We start from the raw sequence: 15844 nt of genomic DNA on the forward strand, positions 1-15844 counted from the left end.
AAAAAATTCAACAGGACCGCTCCGCGCGTCGAAGACGCTTAAGTCAGCCGCCTCGACGAGGCGGCTGGTGACGCTACGGCGCCGTGCCCGCGAAGCGGTCCGTCGCGGCGATGAGTTGATCCAGGATGCCCGGCTCGGTCCATGCGTGGCCGGCGCCTTCGATCAGATGGAAGTCCGCGTCCGGCCATGCCTGATGCAGCGCATAGGCGTAGCGCACCGGGCAGGGCATGTCGTAGCGGCCGTGCACGATCACGCCGGGAATGCCGGCCAGGCGATGGGCGTCGCGCAGCAACTGGCCGTCTTCCAGCCAGCAGCGATGCGTGAAGTAGTGGTTTTCCAGCCGGGCGAAGGCCAGCGCGAAGTGGCTGTCGGCATGCTTGGCGCTGTTGGCGGGGTCGGGCAGCAAGGTGATGGTTTCCCCTTCCCAGACGCTCCACGCCTGGGCGGCCTCGCGCTGTTTTTCCTCATCGCTGCCGGTCAGCAACTTGCGATAGGCGGCCATCATGTTGCCGCGCTCGGCCTCCGGAACGGGGGCCTGGAAGCGGGCCCACTTCTCGGGGAACATCTCCGACACCCCATATTGGTAATACCAGTCCAGCTCCGCCTGGGACACGGTGTACACGCCACGCAGCACCAGCTCGCTGGTGTGCGCCGGATATTTCTGCGCGTAGGCGAGCGCCAGCGTGGAACCCCATGAGCCGCCGAACACGAGCCAGCGTTCCACACCGGCCAGCTTGCGCAGGCGTTCGATGTCTTCCACCAGATGCCATGTGGTGTTGGCCTCCAGGCCGGCGTGCGGCGTGGAGCGGCCGCAGCCGCGCTGGTCGAACAGCATGACATCGTAGCGAGCGGGATCGAACAGGCGCCGGTGATCGGCGGAGATGCCGCCGCCCGGGCCGCCATGCAGGAATAGCGCGGGCTTGGCGCCCGGCGTGCCGACGCGTTCGTAGTAGACGACGTGACCGTCGCCCACATCGATCGTGCCGGTTTCATAGGGTTCGATGGCGGAATAGAGCGCGCGCAGTGCTGGCATGGATCAGGCTCCGGAAGGGATGTGGAGCCTGAGTGTAGCGCGGCGGACAGCCATCCCGGCCCATGCGCCCGCTACGCGAGGTGCGCGCCGAATCCGCTTTGCCCCGGCGCGATGTCCGAGCGCAGCGTGAGTGCGGGGATCTCGTAGTCCCCGGCATTCTGGCGGCGGAACGGAATCGGCGTGGTGCCGAACAGGTTGTCGAGACGCTCGCCCAGTGCATCGCGGGTGGCGGGGAAGGATGCCTCGTCGATGCGGTGGGTCCGGTAGACCACGAACGGCGGCAGCACGTCGAAGCCGGGGTAGTACAGGATGCCGTGATGGATCGGGAACAGGATGTCCTCCATCGGGCCGTTGATGCCGCGCGGGCTGTAGTGCGATTCCCATCCGCCCGCCGTGACCATCAGCATCGCGCGTTTGCCCGCGAGCGTGCCTTCGCCATAACGGTCGCCCCAGTGCGCCTCGGAGTGTTCGCCCACGCCATACGCGAAGCCGTAGGCATAGACGCGTTCCACCCAGCCTTTCAGGATCGCCGGCATCGAGAACCACCACAGGGGGAATTGCAGGATGACCGCATCCGCCCAGCGCAGCTTGTCCTGTTCGCGCGCGATGTCCGGACTCTGCAGGCCATTCTCGAACGCGTGCAGGGAGTCCAGGGCGGGGTCGAAGCGCTCGCCGGCCCGCTGGCGCAGACTGTCGTCGGCATCGATGGCGGCTTTCCAGTTCATTGCGTACAAGTCCGATACCTGGACCACGTGTCCCGCGGCCTCGAGGCGCTGGATCGTGAAGTCCCTGAGCGCGCCGTTGAGCGAACGGGGTTCGGGATGGGCGTAGACGAGAAGAATATTCATGACCGAGAACTCCGGATGTCGGGAAGGAAGAGAGTAGGAACAGGGTAGGGTTTGGTCAGGTATATTGGAAATGAATTTCCAATATTGCAGGTATTGCCATGAATAATCTCCGCAGGCTGGATCTCAACCTGCTGGTCACGCTGGATGTCCTGCTCTCGGAACACAATGTGACCCGTGCGGCGCAGCGGCTGAACTTGTCCCAGCCATCGGTCAGCGTCCACCTCGCCAAGCTGCGGGACATCCTGGGGGATCCGCTGTTGTTGCCCGGGCCACGCGGCATGCGCCCGACGGCGCGGGCGGAAGCCTTGCGCGAACCGCTGCGGCTGGCACTGGAAGCGCTTGAACTTGCGGTGTCGCCCGCGACGCCGTTCGATCCGGCCGGGGCCAGTCACACCTGGAGGATTGCCGCGACTGACTACGTCGAGTCAACGGTGCTGCTGCCCGCGCTGGGCACGTTGCGCACCGCGGCGCCCGGCACGCGGCTGGCCGTGCTGGAACTCGCGCCGCCACGCATCGCCAGGCAGCTGGAGCGGGGCGATCTGGATCTGGCCTTTCATACCAGCGCGGACGCGCCGTCCGGGCTGCGTCACCGGCCGCTGTTCACGGAGCAATATGTGCTGGTGGGCCGCGCCGGCCACCCTCGCCTGAAAAGACGGCCCACGCGTGCGCAGTTTTGCGCCCTCGAGCACGTCATCGTGTCGCCGGATGGCGGCGGATTTCGCGGCGTCACCGATGAAGCGCTGGCCGAGGCCGGACTGACGCGCCGCGTCGTGCTATCGGTGCCGCACTTCCTGTTCGTGATGTCGGTCCTCGCGCGCACGGACCTCGTGGCGATGTTGCCCGCGCGCCTGGTGCGGGACACGGATGCGCTGCAAGTGGTCGAGGCCCCCGTCGACGTGGCGGGCTACGAGGTAAGCATGCTCTGGCACGAGCGCTCCCATCGCGACCCCGCCCACCAATGGCTGCGCGAGACCATCGCGGCGTCCGTCTGAGCCGCCTCCCACGGACTCCCACGTATACCCTGAGCCGCAAGGCAGCCGACCGGCCTCTCCCGCCGCACGCCCAGCACCCGCGCGCCCTGGCGGGCGATACCTCGCCGGTATCCAACACATACCCAACAGGTGTTGGACCCTCGGTATGCGGCGTGCCTATTCTCCTCGCCAGACGACGCACGCAAAGCGCGTCACCGTCATCCCGACGCAAGCAGCGGGACCCTTCATGACAGGAGAGAGGCAGTGAGACAGATCGACGTTTGCAATGTGGTGGACCGTTCCACCTTCAGCCGCTTCCATGCGGGCGTGCTGTTCTGGTGCGCGGTGATCATCATCTTCGACGGATACGACCTTGCCATCGCCGGCATCGCGTTGCCGTCGATCATGAAGGACATGGGCGTCTCCGCCACCTCCGCCGGCTTCATGGTCAGCGCGGCGCTGTTCGGCATGATGTTCGGCGCGATCTTCCTGGGCACCGTCGCGGACCGCATTGGCCGGCGCAAGGCGATTGCCATCTGCATCCTGCTGTTCAGCCTGTTCACGGCGGCGGCGGGCCTGACCAGTGATCCCGTGCTGTTCGCGGTCAGCCGCTTCCTGGCGGGACTCGGCATCGGCGGCGTGATGCCCAATGTGGTGGCCCAGATGACCGAGTATTCGCCGCGCAGGCTCCGCGGCACGCTGGTGACGCTGATGTTCAGTGGCTATTCGGTGGGCGGCATGCTTGCCGCGCTGCTGGGCAGGCAGTTGCTGGAGCAGTATGGCTGGCAGTCGGTGTTCATCGCGGCAGGATTGCCGGCCTTGCTGGTCCCGCTGCTGGTGAAGTGGCTGCCGGAGTCGATGTCGTACCTGATCCGCACCGGGCAGGACGCCCCGCTGCGCAAGATCGTGGCCGGGCTCGATCCCGCCTACGTGCATCGCGGCGGCGACCGCTTCGTGCAGCCGCAGGGCGGCGCGGGCGACCGCGCATCGATCCGGCAATTGTTCGAGGACGGACGTGGCCTCAGCACAGGCATGTTCTGGGTGGCATTCTTCATGTGCCTGTTCATGGTCTACGCGTTGAGCTCCTGGCTCACCAAGCTGATGGCATCGGCGGGCTACAGCCTGGGTTCGGCGCTGACGTTCGTACTGGTGCTCAATATCGGCGGCATGATCGGCGCCATCGGGGGCGGCTGGCTGGCGGACCGGTTCAGCATCAAGTACGTGCTGATGGCGATGTATGCGCTGGCCGCCGTGTCGATCGCGCTGCTGGGCTATCCGGTGCCGACGCCGGTGCTGTTCGTGCTCGTCGGTCTTGCGGGCGCGTCGACGATCGGCACGCAGATCGTCACGTATGCATATGCCGGGCAGTTCTATCCGATTGCGGCGCGCTCGACCGGTATCGGCTGGGCGTCAGGCGTCGGCCGCGCGGGCGCCATCATCGCGCCGGTGCTGATCGGTGTGCTGGTCAGCATGGCGCTGCCGCTGGAGCGGAATTTCCTGGCCATCGCGGTGCCGGGCGTCCTGGCGATGCTGGCGGTGGCGTGCATCGATCACCGGCGTTCGGCATCGAGCCTCGCGTCGACGTCACCGGAAATCCCGGTGAAGGCGGGCGCCGTACCCAAGGTCGCCGCGATTCGCGCGTCGCGCGCGGAAGGCTAGGTCCGTCACAGCAGCCACTCGATGGGCAGGATGGAAAGGAACCAGACGCCGAATCGCCCGAACCAGCCCGTGTTGGGTTCGGTATCGTGGCGAACGGTCTCGGTGCCGCGCCGCTCCAGCCAGTAGAGCTCGCCCGTGTCAGAGAGCCGGACCTCGTAGGCGTTCTCGGGCACCGTCGTCGAGAAGGCCGATTCGATGCGGCCCGCGAGTACCGGGCTGGCGATCACAAAGCCCAGTTCGGTGTTCAGGTTGGCGGAGCGCGGGTCGAAGTTGAAGGAGCCCACGAAGACGCGGGCCGCGTCCACCGCAAAGGTCTTTGCATGGAGGCTGGAGCCGGAACTGCCAACAGTGGCGCCCCGCTCTTCGCGCTTGCCGCTGCTGTCGGCTGGCGTGGCGCTGCGGCGCAGTTCGTACAGGTGAACGCCGCCCTCGAGCAGCGCCTTGCGGCGCCGCGCGTAGCCCGAGTGCACGGCAGTGACGTCGGTCGCCTCCCGGGCATTGGTCAGCACGCGCACGGTGACGCCCTGGCCGGCGAGTTCGGTGAACGTCGCGGTGCCGGCCGCCGTGGGGACGAAGTAGGGCGATATCAGGTCCAGTTCGCGCTCGGGCGTGCCGATGATCTCGCGCAACTGGTGGCCAATCAGTGCCTCCTTCGGCGCGGCGCCCAGGATCTTGCCCGGGTCGTCGCTGACGATCCGCGTGGCGGCCCACTCGAACGGCAGGCTGCCATCGAGCATCTGGCGCACCACGGGCAATCCCCGCAGCGCATCCATATAGGCGGCCGCAGCCGGGTCGCGCGCCACGCTGGCGGCCTTGTGCGCCAGTTCGTCGAGGCGGGCGGCGTCGACGGCCCTGACGATGCTGGTCACGGGATAGGCGCTCTCGCTGGCCCAGTAGCGGTCGAAGTCGTGCTCGACATCGGCTGCGACGGGGCCGACGGCCAGCACGTCGAGGTCGGCAAACAGCACGCCGTCGGTGGCGCCGAAGTACTCGTCGCCCACGTTGCGGCCGCCGACGATGGTGGCCTGTGCGTCGACGGTGAAGGACTTGTTGTGCATCCGTCGGTTGAGCCGCCGGAAATCGGTCACGTAGCCGATGGACTTCGGATGCCGCACCACGAACGGATTGAACAGGCGCACTTCGATATTGGGATGTGCGTCAAGCGCCGCGAGCGTTTCGTCGAGCCCGGAAATGCCGTTGTCGTCGAGCAGCAGCCGCACGCGCACGCCGCGGTCGGCGGCCTCATGCAGTGCTTCCAGCAGCAGCGTGCCGGTCAGGTCGTCGCGCCAAATGTAGTACTGCACGTCGAGCGTCCGCTGGGCCGAGCGGGCTGCATGCACGCGTACCGCGAACGCCGCGCGCGCGTCGACCAGCGGATGGATGCCCGACAGGCCCGGATGCGCGTCCAGCGCGGGGGCCAGTACGCGCCCGAGATCGGTATCGCGGGATTGTTCCGTGGTGAGCGCGCGCGTCTCCGCCCGGTTTGCAAGGGGAGGGAGCGCGCAACCGGCCAGCAGGGCGGCGGCGAAGATTGGCGCTATGACGGCGCGCAGCAGGCGACGGAGTGGACCAGGCACAATGCGCATGACGGTTCGGAGGTCTCCGGTTGGCGCGGAAGGTGGCCCGTGTCGGGGCACGTGTCGGGGCCCGAATTGCGGCGAATGAACCGTAATGTTGCCACGGCGGCGTGGCGCCAGGCATTTGCGGTGCGCGGAAGACCTCTCGCGGCTGGGCGCCGGAGTGGCTCTCGCTCCACGCCGGCAACAGGCGGGGCGCGCCGGCCTCCGTTCGGTGCCGCACCGAGCCGGGACAAGTCGCTTACCTATCCTTTGTCGGCGCTCACAGACACTGGAGACTTGCCGATGCACATCAAACGAGCGTTTGCCAGCGGTCCCGGAAGCCAGCCGAAGGCCGATCCCACGTCGGGGGCATTTTGCAGCGCGGCAGCGCTGACGATGTCCCCCAGCCCCATCGATCCGGACTGGCTACACAGCGGCCAGCCCTTGACGCGTTGTGGCGAACACTCGCTCACGTTCGACGGGTTTGCTTCCACCTCCGTCTGGGATTGCACGCGCGGCACGTTCGACTGGCATTACACGGTGGACGAGATCGTCTACATCCTGGAAGGCGAGGTCCGCGTGACCGATGCGCACGGCCGGACGTACACGTTGAAGGCTGGCTCGATCGGCTATTTCCCGGCGCATACCAGCTGGCTCTGGGAGGTCGATCACTACGTGCGCAAGGTGGCGATCTGCAAGCGCGCGGTGCCGGCCGGGTTGCGCCTGCCGATTCGCGTGCTGGGCAAGCTGGACATCGATGGCTGGTGGCGGCGGTCCGCGCGGGCGAGGGAGAGATGGGCGGCGCTCTGGGCGCGCTTTCATGGCTCGACCACCATGGTGATGCTGATGGCGCTGCCCCTATAGAGGCAGCGCGCGTTGGTCAGGCGTTACCGGCCGGCGACATCCAGCCGTTCGCCGCGTTGGCGGCGGCCACCTGCTTGGCAATCGAATCCGCCAGCCGCTTGGCATCGGCGGAGATGCTGTCGCGCTTCGCTTCGGTCATGCCATGCACGCCGGTGCCGGCCGCAGCGGACATCGCGATATGGCCAGCGGCTGCACCGACCCCTGCCGTTTCCGCCACACCGGGAATATGGCCGCTGTCGGCATCGGCCGTGAAGCTCTGCACAGGCACCGGCGCGCCGTTCGCCGGCTTGTAGAGGATCTGGACCGAGGCACCGACCTCGCTCTTGCCGGCGCCCAGGCCGATCAGCACGCGGCGCCGACGCTTGCCTTCATCGATCTTCTGGAAGCCGCCTTCGACGATCAGCGCGTTGCTGCCTGCCGGCACGGGGCCATCGAGGCGCACCGCGTTCAGGCCCATCGACTGCAGTTGCCGCACGATTTCATCGGATACCTGTTCGCGCGCCTCGAGCGCCGTCTGGGATTGCTCGCTCGCGGTGGAATTGCCGTCGACCATCGTCTTCAGTTTCTGCGTCAGGCCGCTGTCCAGCTTCACCTGGTCGGGATTGGCCGCGAAGGATTGCACGTAGATGATGTCCGCCCGCGCTTGCGGCGCCAGCTGAACCTGGTTCACGCCGGTCACGTCGGTGACGGCGGCGGTTGCGCAGCCTGCCATCAGGAACGAGGTCGTGGCCACTGCCACGATAGCCAGACGCATGGTGTTGTCAGCGAGGAGTTTGAGTGAGGTCCGCATGTTGATTCCTTTCGTGGCACTGGGTGCCGTCAATGGTCGAGGATGTTGTCACCGACAATCATCGACCCACAGGATCAGAAGCCATCGGAGCGCACGTCTTTGGTGAGGGGCTTTCGCTTGCTTTCGGGGGAGCCGCAACACGCAGACGGAAGTATGGGAGGTGGACGCCCGGGGCGCCATGCAGGAATTATTTCGCGCTATGTCATGCGCGATGGCATGCGCGGAGGCGCCACCGCCGAAGCCGGGGCCGGTGTTACGTGGCGGTGGCGCGGGCCAGCGGCAATGCCACCACGGCTTCGAGTCCCCCGCCTTCGCGCGCGCGGAATTGCAGGGACCCGCCGTGCAGGCGCGCAATGCGGTCGACGATGGCCAGTCCGAGCCCGGTGCCGCCCGAATGGCCGCGCGCATTGCCCCCCCGGCTGAAGGGCGCCGTGAGCTGCTCGATTTCCGCCACGCTGATGCCGCTGCCCCGGTCGCAGATCGCGACATAGGCCGTGGGGCCGTCCGTCCAGGTGTGCGCGAAGAAGCCCGTGCGCCCGTAGATCACCGCGTTCTGCATCAGGTTCATCAGCAGCCGCATCATGCTGACCGGGCGGAACGGGATCGCCGGCAGATCGCCGAGCGACAACGCGAAGTCGTGCCCGAGCCCTGCGAAGTCCGATGCAAGCTGGCGGATCAGCGCATTGAGGTCGCCGGGCTGCGGCACCTCGCGCTCGCCGCTGCCGGCATAGTCCATGAACTGCTGGAGAATCGTGTCGATCTGGTCGAGATAGCCCTCCGCCGATGCCACGAAGGTGTCGTCCGCGCCGCGTGGAATGGACATCGCCATCGCCAGGCGGAGCTTGGTGAGTGGCGTGCGAATATCGTGGGACACGCCGGCCAGCATCAGGGCGCGCGTAGTTTCGGCCTGCTTCAGGGCCTGCGTCATCTGGTTGAACGCGCCGCTGACCTGCGCGATCTCCGTCGGGCCATCGGTGGGGAGTGCAGGCGGCGATTCGCCAGCGCAAACGTCGCGCGCGGCGCGCGCCAGGTCCTGCAGCGGGCGGTTGATATGGAGCTGGATCAGATAGCCCGTCAGCGCCGCGAGCAGCGCGAGCGCCGTCGACAGCACGAGGGCGGCCGTGATGCCGCTGGTCTGTGCGACCTCCGCCATCGGCAGGGCGATCCAGGCGGGGGTGCCGGCAACGTGCACGCGAATCCACAGCCGCTCTTCATCTCCGCTCTGCCAGCGTACCGGCATGTCAGGCGGAAGGTGGCGCTGCAAGGCCTCCAGGAAAACGTTGCGCTGATAGGTGCGGAACAGGAGCATTGGGCTCGGATCGGTGTCAGCGTCGATATGTTCGGGCGCCTGCGTCTGCGCGCCCAGGCGCGCGGCGGTGGCGCGGCCCGCTTCGGCCGACATGCCGGACAGCGCGCCGTCCAGCGTCTTCACGTAGTCGGAAAAGATCGACGCCGCGCGCTCGATGCGAGGGCGCTGCACAAAATGCAGCAACACCGTGAGGGAGCAAACCTGCGTCACTGCCACCAGCACCACCAGCAAGGCGATGTTGCGCGCGAGCAGGGATCGGAGCGGGAGCCGTATCACGACTCGATGCCGGCGACCAGCATGTAGCCGACGCCCCACACGGTCTTGATGAAGCGTGGTTTCGATGGATCGTCTTCGACGATCTGGCGCAGCCGCAGGATCTGTACGTCGATGCTGCGATCGAGCGCCGCGTGGTCGCGGCCCCGGGCCCGTGCGAGCAGGTTATCGCGGCTGACCGGCCGGTTTGGCGAGGAGCCCAGCGCGTGCAGCAGCAGCATCTGCGCGGAATGCACCTCGACCGGTGCGTCGCCCCGAAACAGGGTCTGCTTGCCGACATCGAACCGGAACTCGCCAAAGCGCAAGGTCTGCGACGTCACGGTCGGATCGCCGGCGGCCATCTTTTGCCGGCGCAGCAGCGCGCGGATTCGGGCCACCAGTTCGTCCGGGACGAATGGCTTGGCGAGATAGTCGTCCGCGCCGGTCTCAAGCCCGGCTACCCGGTCGACCGGATCGCCCTTCGCGGTCAGCATCAGGATGGGTAGCGTCTGGCCTTCGGCGCGCAGGCGGCGGCAAATGGTCAGGCCGTCTTCCGGCTCCATCATCAGGTCCAGCACGAGGAGGTCGTGGGGCTCGCGGTGCAGATAGCGGTCAAGTTGCTTGCCGTCCGCGACCACGCGTACCTGAAAGCCGTGCCCGGTCAGGAACCGTTGCAGCATGTTGCGCAGCTCGGCTTCGTCATCGAGCACGATAATCCTGTTCACCTGCTCCATGTGGCGTCTCCGGCGAAACCCGCTGGTCAGTGCGTCATGGACTGCTGCCCCATGAATGCAGACGCACCTGCCGAAACAATACACAAGATAAGCACGGGGATCATCCGCTTCATGATGGGCTCCGCAAGGTGGCCGACTTTCGCCAGCCAGGGCGTGGATGCAGATCGCGATGCAGGTCTGGATGCAGATTGCGATGCCGATCCGCCGTCATGCCCAGTGCGCGGGCACCCATCCGACCGGGGTCCAGTGTCCCGGCACCCAGATGGCTGCGCGAGGCGGCGGCGCCACATAGACCGGACGCGGGGCGACGTAGACGGCGCGCGGGACCGGCGTCACGTACACCACGCGCGGCGGGGGCGGCGGCGTGACGTAGACGACCTTCGGCGGTGCGATGTAGACCGCTTTCGGCGGGGGCGGCGGGATGTAGGTCACCGGCGGCGGGGGTGGAGGCGCGGGCGGCACGTAACCGACCGGCGCGGGCGTGATGACCACCGGCGCGGTCCCCACCGCAACCGTGGCGCCCGCAGTCGTCACCGTGCCGCCGGCAACCACGGTGCCGCCTTGCACGACGGTCGTGCCGCCAGCCACCGTGCTGCCGTGGACGACCGTGGTGCTGCCGCTCGTCACCGTGCCGCCATGGACCACCGTGGTGCCACTGCCCGTCGTCACGACGCCCGGCGCCACGCTGGTTGCGCTGCCGGAATGGGATACGGTGCCGCCATCGGCCCCGGTCACGGTGCCCGAGCGGGCACACGTCGATCCTGCGCACGATGTCGACGCCGTGTGGCTGACGGTGTTGCCGCTGGCGCCAGTGATCGTGCCCGATGACGTGTACTGGCCCGTGCCTTCGCGCGACACGCTGCCGGCGGTGGAGGCGGTCTGGCCGTTCGGTCCGGTGAGATCGCCGGTGTGCGAGCACGTGCCGCCTGCGCAGCTCGTGTTGCCGTCGTGCTGCACGGATCGGCCGTTCGGCCCGATTGCCGTGCCCGAGTTCGAGAATTGTCCCGGAGCGTTGCGGGTCACCGTGCCGGTGTTGGTCGCGAGTCCGCCGTAGGGACCGACGACGCCGCCGGCGTGCGAGCAGCTACCGCCGCCGCATGTGCCGGCGTGCGCGCCCTGGTAGACGCCGTGCGAGGTGTAGGCCGTGCCGTGGCCGGTCCAGCCCGCGAAGGCCGGGGTGCTGGCGAGGAGGATCAGCGAGGCGGTCGCTGCAAGGGGGAAACGGGGCTTCATCGGATGTCCTTCCTGGTTCGACTGGTGTCACGCACCGTGGCGTGGCGACGGGACGAACTATAGGTCGGAGGCACCGATTCATCGCGGTCGAAAACATGTCGCGGTGTTACACGCGGCGCTGCGCGCCTTGTTGCCCGCCTTGTTGCGCAGGGAAGGGCGCGCCGATGTGCATTGGCGCGTGGCGTGCCCGGCTGCGTTGCCGGTGTCATGCCTGATGCCGCCAGCGGGCTGCCACGTGAAACAGGGCGACATACTTCCCGCAGGCTGTGCGGCAAGGCGGCCCGCTACAGTTGACTCGGGGTTCCGGTGAGCAACGGGTAATGGGACCTCCGTGACCACTCAAGGTCATGCAGTCCCTGCCCGATGCGCGAAGCCCGAAACCCGGAGCCCAAAACCCGGAGCCCGGAGCCCGAGTCCCGGAGAAACCCGTCTCGCCGGCGGCGGCATGGCCAGCTGCCGGCGAGCGGGCGCTTCGCCTAGTTGCAGATCGTGCCCGGCACCGGCTTGCCGGAGCTGGTTGCGCCCTGGCAGTTGTCGCCCACGGCCAGGCTCGCGTCGCCAGACTGCGACGGAATGAGCTTCAGCTTTCCGGCTACGGTGCAGCAGAGTCTTGCCGGCGCCGAGGCTTTGGTGGAGGGGGCGAGTTTCTGCACTGGCGCTTCGGCGCCGTCATCCGAATCGGCGGCGACGCACTGGCCTTGTTGGCAGATCCGTTCCCCTTTGCATTGCATGTCGTACTGGCATCCGGCGGCCGGTGCCGGCCCCGCCCAGACGAATCCAATGGTGGCGATTAACAGCAAGCTACGCGATGTCATGACCGCTCCTGCAAGCGATTCTCGGACCCTCGTGACGGCGTGTCACCAAGCGTCCGATGTCTTCAGCATAGATCGGTGAAAGGGGGGTAGAAAGCTCGTCGTAAAGGTTCAAACAAGCGCTTTGTGAGCTAGCCCACATGATCGATTTGCGCCGCATGAATGCGCGGCGAGGACGCGCTGAATCGCGTGTTGAAAGGGCGTGTCGATGGGCGCGCCGATGGACGCGTTGATGGCCCGTTGACGGCTCGCGGGTATCCACGGCGCTATGCCGGCCGTGCCTGGCGGCCTGATGACCCGACGGGGCCGCCGTCTGCGGGTTTGGCCGTTTTGCTTCACAATATCGCGCTTCGCGCCGCACCGGAGCACGCTGGAGCCCCTGAGGCAGGACACAGATCCTGCCCGCCAGTGAGCGGCGATTCGTAGAACAAGCCTTGCGATTTCTCTCGTTATGACCGCTCCATACGGAAACCCAGACCTTCCCGATTTTTCCGACTCCCCTGTTTCCCCCGACTCCCCTGATTCCCCCGGCCATCGCGCCACCGATCTTCCCGCCGGCCGCACGGCTGCCGCGGCGCGCAGCCGCACGGCGGACCGCCGCGCCTTGCTGGCGCTGGGCGTGGGCAGCTTCGCCATCGGCACCGGGGAGTTCGTCATCATGGGGTTGCTGCCCGACGCGGCGCGCGACCTTGCCATTTCGATTCCCGAAGCCGGGCACCTGATCAGCGCCTACGCGCTGGGCGTGGTCATCGGCGCGCCGCTGCTGGCGGTGCTTGGCGCGCGCTGGCCGCGACGCAAGCTGCTGATCGCGCTGATGAGCGTCTTCGCCCTGGGGAATTTCGCCAGCGCGCTGGCGCTATCGTATGCGTCGATGATCGTGGCGCGGCTGCTGACCGGCTTTCCGCACGGCACGTACTTCGGCGTGGCGGCGCTGGTCGCCGCCGGGCTGGTTGCGCGCGAGCGTCGCGCGCAGGCGGTGGGGCTGGTCATGCTGGGGCTGACGGTGGCGACGCTGGTTGGCGTGCCGATCGCGGCCACCATCGGCACCTGGCTGGGATGGCGCGCGGCGTTCGTGATCGTAGGGGCCATCGGCGTGCTGACGGTGCTGCTGGTCTGGCGCTGGGTGCCGTTCATCCCGGCGGACCGTCACGCCAGCCCGTTGCGCGAGTTGTCGGCGCTGGCCCGCAAGCAGGTCTGGCTGACGCTGGGCATCGGGGCGATCGGCTTTGGTGGCATGTTTGCCGTGTTCAGCTACATCAAGCCGACCATGCTGGAGCTGGCGCATATGCCGGCCAGCGGCATCCCGGTGGTGCTGGCGCTGTTCGGCGTCGGCATGGTGGCGGGCAACCTGGCGGGTGCCAGGCTCGCCGACAAGGCGCTGATGCCGACGATTGGCGGCGTGCTGGTGTGGTCGGCGCTGGTGCTTGGCGCCTTTGTCTTCACGGCGCCACATCCATGGCTGGCGTCGGTCAACGTGCTGCTGGTCGGCACCGCGGTCGCGCTCGGGCCGGCCTTGCAGATCCGGCTGATGGACGTCGCCGGTGACGCGCAGACGTTGGCCGCGGCGCTCAATCACTCCGCCTTCAACATGGCCAACGCGCTCGGGGCATGGCTCGGCGGCGTGACCATCGCCGCCGGTCTCGGGTGGACGTCGACCGGCTGGGTCGGGCTGCTGCTGGCGCTCGGCGGACTGCTGGTCTATGCGTGGTCGCTGCTTGACGCGAATCGCCGCGAGGCTAGGGTTTTGGCTTAGGGCTGGAAGGGGGCGTAGGGGCGGAAGCCGGGGCGCGGGCGGGTGAGCCGCGGTTGCGCGCCTGTGCGGCGGACTCGATGACGCGGTGGACGAACTCCAGCTTGGCCACGACCGGTGGCGACAGCGCAAACGGATAGCTGTCCGGCGCGCCCAGGCTGCGGTTCAGGCTGTTCAGCACATAGGTCAGCGGAAACCAGCGGTTCATCAGGCTGCGGAAGCTGGCGTCCTCCACCGGAGTCTGATCGGTCAGCGTCGGTTCCTGCGGGCTGTCGGGCCTGAGCACCAGCCCGCATGACACGGCGGTGTCGAGCGTATCGACGATGTGCAGGTAGTGGGCCCATGTCTCGGCCCAGTCTTCCCACGGATGCATGGTGGCGTAGGCGCTGACATAGGACGACTGCCAGTCCGCCGGCGGGCCGTAGTCATAGTGCCACTGCAAGGCGCTGGCATAGTCCGCCCACTCTCCGCCGAACACCTTGCGGAACGGTTCGATCCACGGGGTGTTGGCGATCAGCCGGCTGAAGTAGAAGTGGCCCACCTCGTGCCGGAAGTGGCCGAGCAGCGTGCGGTACGGCTCCTGCATCGATGCGCGGGTCTGCTCGCGATGCGCGTCGTCGGCCTCGGCCACGTTGATGACGATGCGGCCATTGTCGTGGCCGGTCAGCACCGGACTGTGCGCATCCTCGTCGGCCAGGAAGTCGAATTGCAGGCCGGCATCCGGATCGTCGTCGCGGGACACCACGGGCAGGTTGAGCGCCAGCAGCGTGTACAGCAGGCGCCGTTTGGCGGATTCCAGCCGGTACCAGTAGAAGCGGTTTTCGGGAATGGTCAGGTCGGGAATCGAGTGGGTGAGATTGCACGCTTCGCACATCGAGCCGGCATCCACCGCCGGCACCATCCAGTTGCAGACCGCCTCCACCTGGTAGTTATGGCAGCGCCTGAACATGGCGCCGGCAGTGTCGGGATGCAGGCTCTTCCATCCGCTGGCGTCGCTGCCCTCGAAGGCCGCGATTTGCGAGATGCCCGGAATGAAGCCGAGGGTCGCGTTGCAGCGTTCGCATGTGACGTTCTCGAAGAACACCAGATTGCCGCAGCGACTGCAGTGGAAGGTCTTCATGGTGTGCGTCCCTGCCCGGACCGGGCCGTCGTATGGCGAATCTCGTATTGCGCTTTCCGAATGGTCCGTTGTGCGGGGCGCCTGCGCAATCGGTCGGATTCCTACATCTGCCGGGCTGCCACGGCAAAACGGGCGCCAGCGGCACATTCTGCGGGCGCCCGGTTGGGCACATGGCGGGGGTCCTGACGCCTAGAAGGTCGAGTTGTCGTCGTTCAGGAAATCGTCGAGCCCGTTGTCCAGCCCCCCGCTATCCACGAAGCCGCTGTCGGACGATCCGTCGCGGCTGGCCAGCGTGGTGTCGCCATCGTTGCCGTAGAAGTTGTTGACGACGGTTTCCGTCGGCGCCGCGCCGCTGCCCGCCGACTGCCCGAGGAAGCCGCTGCCGTTGCCGCCGCGATGGAACAGGTTCTCGATCCCCTGGAACAGGAAGGCGCCGCCGGCAACGCCGGCCGCCGTGGTCGCGATGCTGCCCAGCGTGCTCCCCATGCCGCCGCCGAGGAAACCGGGGCGGGCGGGTTGGGCCGGCGGGGGCTGGAAGGTGGCCGGCGCCGGAGCGGGCGTCGGCATCGACATCGGCGGCATCGACATTGGCGACTGTGACGGGCCGCCGGGGCCGGCAGCGGTACGGCCGGCGCTGGCCCCCCATGCATTGTCGCCATCGAGGAAACCGCGCGCGCCGTTGGCCTGTGCCGACTGCAACTGACCTTGCAGCGATGCAATCTGCGCCCTGGCGGTGGCCAGCGCATGGTCGAGCAGCATCGCGCGCTGCACCAGCAGGTAGGCGGCATCCGGTTGCCGGGCCACGGCGTCGGCAATCAGCGATGCGGCCTGGGGGTCCTTTGCATCCACCCTGGCTTGCGTCAGCTGGGTCAGGAAGGTTTCGAGCGCTTGCATCTCTTGGGGGGTCATC

At 67.5% G+C, this 15844-nt stretch carries 14 protein-coding genes; 4 read left to right on the forward strand and 10 right to left on the reverse strand.

Annotation, left to right across the window (positions count from 1 at the left end; translation table 11 throughout):
- Nucleotides 1–73 precede the first annotated feature (73 nt).
- Entirely contained in the window at nt 74–1033 is a 960-nt protein-coding gene (gene pip, locus BLR29_RS13455) for a prolyl aminopeptidase (RefSeq protein ID WP_092137497.1), read from the reverse strand.
- A gap of 71 nt (nt 1034–1104) precedes the next feature.
- On the reverse strand, nt 1105–1881 hold the full coding sequence (locus tag BLR29_RS13460; protein WP_092137498.1) for an NAD(P)H-dependent oxidoreductase: 777 nt from the start codon (nt 1879–1881) through the stop codon (nt 1105–1107).
- Nucleotides 1882–1979: 98 nt separating this feature from the next.
- On the opposite strand from BLR29_RS13460, the gene BLR29_RS13465 reads away from it, so the two are divergent.
- Nucleotides 1980–2873 carry a LysR family transcriptional regulator gene (locus BLR29_RS13465; RefSeq protein WP_092137500.1) on the forward strand — a complete coding sequence of 298 codons (894 nt, stop codon included), beginning with the start codon at nt 1980–1982 and terminating at the stop codon, nt 2871–2873.
- 243 nt (nt 2874–3116) lie between these two features.
- The gene (locus BLR29_RS13470) at nt 3117–4511 is read left to right on the forward strand and encodes an MFS transporter (RefSeq protein WP_092137502.1); all 1395 of its coding nucleotides are present in this window, start codon (nt 3117–3119) and stop codon (nt 4509–4511) included.
- Nucleotides 4512–4516: 5 nt separating this feature from the next.
- On the opposite strand, the gene BLR29_RS13475 is transcribed toward BLR29_RS13470, so the two are convergent.
- Nucleotides 4517–6097, reverse strand: a complete 1581-nt coding sequence (locus BLR29_RS13475; protein WP_092137503.1) for a phospholipase D family protein — start codon at nt 6095–6097, stop codon at nt 4517–4519.
- A gap of 276 nt (nt 6098–6373) precedes the next feature.
- On the opposite strand from BLR29_RS13475, the gene BLR29_RS13480 reads away from it, so the two are divergent.
- Nucleotides 6374–6934: a cupin domain-containing protein gene (locus tag BLR29_RS13480; RefSeq protein ID WP_176860946.1), complete on the forward strand. Its 561-nt coding sequence runs from the start codon at nt 6374–6376 to the stop codon at nt 6932–6934.
- A gap of 16 nt (nt 6935–6950) precedes the next feature.
- On the opposite strand, the gene BLR29_RS13485 is transcribed toward BLR29_RS13480, so the two are convergent.
- From BLR29_RS13485 to BLR29_RS13505, 5 genes are all read right to left on the reverse strand, one after another.
- Entirely contained in the window at nt 6951–7724 is a 774-nt protein-coding gene (locus BLR29_RS13485) for a DUF4410 domain-containing protein (protein WP_092137506.1), read from the reverse strand.
- Between the two features lie 253 nt (nt 7725–7977).
- A complete protein-coding gene (locus tag BLR29_RS13490; protein ID WP_092137800.1) occupies nt 7978–9306 on the reverse strand; it encodes an ATP-binding protein in 1329 nt (442 codons plus the stop codon).
- On the reverse strand, nt 9306–10019 hold the full coding sequence (locus BLR29_RS13495; RefSeq protein ID WP_092137508.1) for a response regulator: 714 nt from the start codon (nt 10017–10019) through the stop codon (nt 9306–9308). Before BLR29_RS13495 ends, BLR29_RS13490 begins: the two co-directional genes overlap by 1 nt.
- 207 nt (nt 10020–10226) lie before the next feature.
- Nucleotides 10227–11252: a hypothetical protein gene (locus tag BLR29_RS32435; RefSeq protein ID WP_092137510.1), complete on the reverse strand. Its 1026-nt coding sequence runs from the start codon at nt 11250–11252 to the stop codon at nt 10227–10229.
- A 476-nt stretch (nt 11253–11728) separates the two neighbouring features.
- The gene (locus BLR29_RS13505) at nt 11729–12067 is read right to left on the reverse strand and encodes a hypothetical protein (protein ID WP_092137511.1); all 339 of its coding nucleotides are present in this window, start codon (nt 12065–12067) and stop codon (nt 11729–11731) included.
- 448 nt (nt 12068–12515) lie between these two features.
- On the opposite strand from BLR29_RS13505, the gene BLR29_RS13510 reads away from it, so the two are divergent.
- A complete protein-coding gene (locus tag BLR29_RS13510) occupies nt 12516–13817 on the forward strand; it encodes an MFS transporter (protein ID WP_255371228.1) in 1302 nt (433 codons plus the stop codon).
- Here the strand turns inward: BLR29_RS13510 and BLR29_RS13515 are convergent.
- Both BLR29_RS13515 and BLR29_RS13520 read right to left on the reverse strand, forming a co-directional pair.
- Complete coding sequence (locus tag BLR29_RS13515) at nt 13801–14934, reverse strand: zinc-binding metallopeptidase family protein (RefSeq protein WP_092137514.1); 1134 nt, start codon at nt 14932–14934, stop codon at nt 13801–13803. The two genes, BLR29_RS13510 and BLR29_RS13515, sit on opposite strands and share 17 nt — an antisense overlap.
- 189 nt (nt 14935–15123) lie before the next feature.
- Nucleotides 15124–15843, reverse strand: coding sequence for a DUF2076 domain-containing protein (locus tag BLR29_RS13520; protein ID WP_092137516.1), 720 nt, complete (start codon nt 15841–15843; stop codon nt 15124–15126).
- Nucleotide 15844: the final 1 nt, after the last annotated feature.

It is taken from the genome of Cupriavidus sp. YR651 (assembly GCF_900101625.1).
In the GTDB taxonomy this organism is placed as follows: Bacteria; Pseudomonadota; Gammaproteobacteria; order Burkholderiales; family Burkholderiaceae; genus Cupriavidus.

Excerpts from the sequence above, each read along its gene's own strand:
- pip (WP_092137497.1), bottom strand. The coding sequence starts at position 1,033 with ATGCCAGCACTGCGCGCGCTCTATTCCGCCATCGAACCCTATGAAACC.
- BLR29_RS13460 (WP_092137498.1), bottom strand. The coding sequence starts at position 1,881 with ATGAATATTCTTCTCGTCTACGCCCATCCCGAACCCCGTTCGCTCAAC.
- BLR29_RS13465 (WP_092137500.1), top strand. The coding sequence starts at position 1,980 with ATGAATAATCTCCGCAGGCTGGATCTCAACCTGCTGGTCACGCTGGAT.
- BLR29_RS13475 (WP_092137503.1), bottom strand. The coding sequence starts at position 6,097 with ATGCGCATTGTGCCTGGTCCACTCCGTCGCCTGCTGCGCGCCGTCATA.
- BLR29_RS13480 (WP_176860946.1), top strand. The coding sequence starts at position 6,374 with ATGCACATCAAACGAGCGTTTGCCAGCGGTCCCGGAAGCCAGCCGAAG.
- BLR29_RS13485 (WP_092137506.1), bottom strand. The coding sequence starts at position 7,724 with ATGCGGACCTCACTCAAACTCCTCGCTGACAACACCATGCGTCTGGCT.
- BLR29_RS13495 (WP_092137508.1), bottom strand. The coding sequence starts at position 10,019 with ATGGAGCAGGTGAACAGGATTATCGTGCTCGATGACGAAGCCGAGCTG.
- BLR29_RS32435 (WP_092137510.1), bottom strand. The coding sequence starts at position 11,252 with ATGAAGCCCCGTTTCCCCCTTGCAGCGACCGCCTCGCTGATCCTCCTC.
- BLR29_RS13505 (WP_092137511.1), bottom strand. The coding sequence starts at position 12,067 with ATGACATCGCGTAGCTTGCTGTTAATCGCCACCATTGGATTCGTCTGG.
- BLR29_RS13510 (WP_255371228.1), top strand. The coding sequence starts at position 12,516 with ATGACCGCTCCATACGGAAACCCAGACCTTCCCGATTTTTCCGACTCC.
- BLR29_RS13515 (WP_092137514.1), bottom strand. The coding sequence starts at position 14,934 with ATGAAGACCTTCCACTGCAGTCGCTGCGGCAATCTGGTGTTCTTCGAG.
- BLR29_RS13520 (WP_092137516.1), bottom strand. The coding sequence starts at position 15,843 with ATGACCCCCCAAGAGATGCAAGCGCTCGAAACCTTCCTGACCCAGCTG.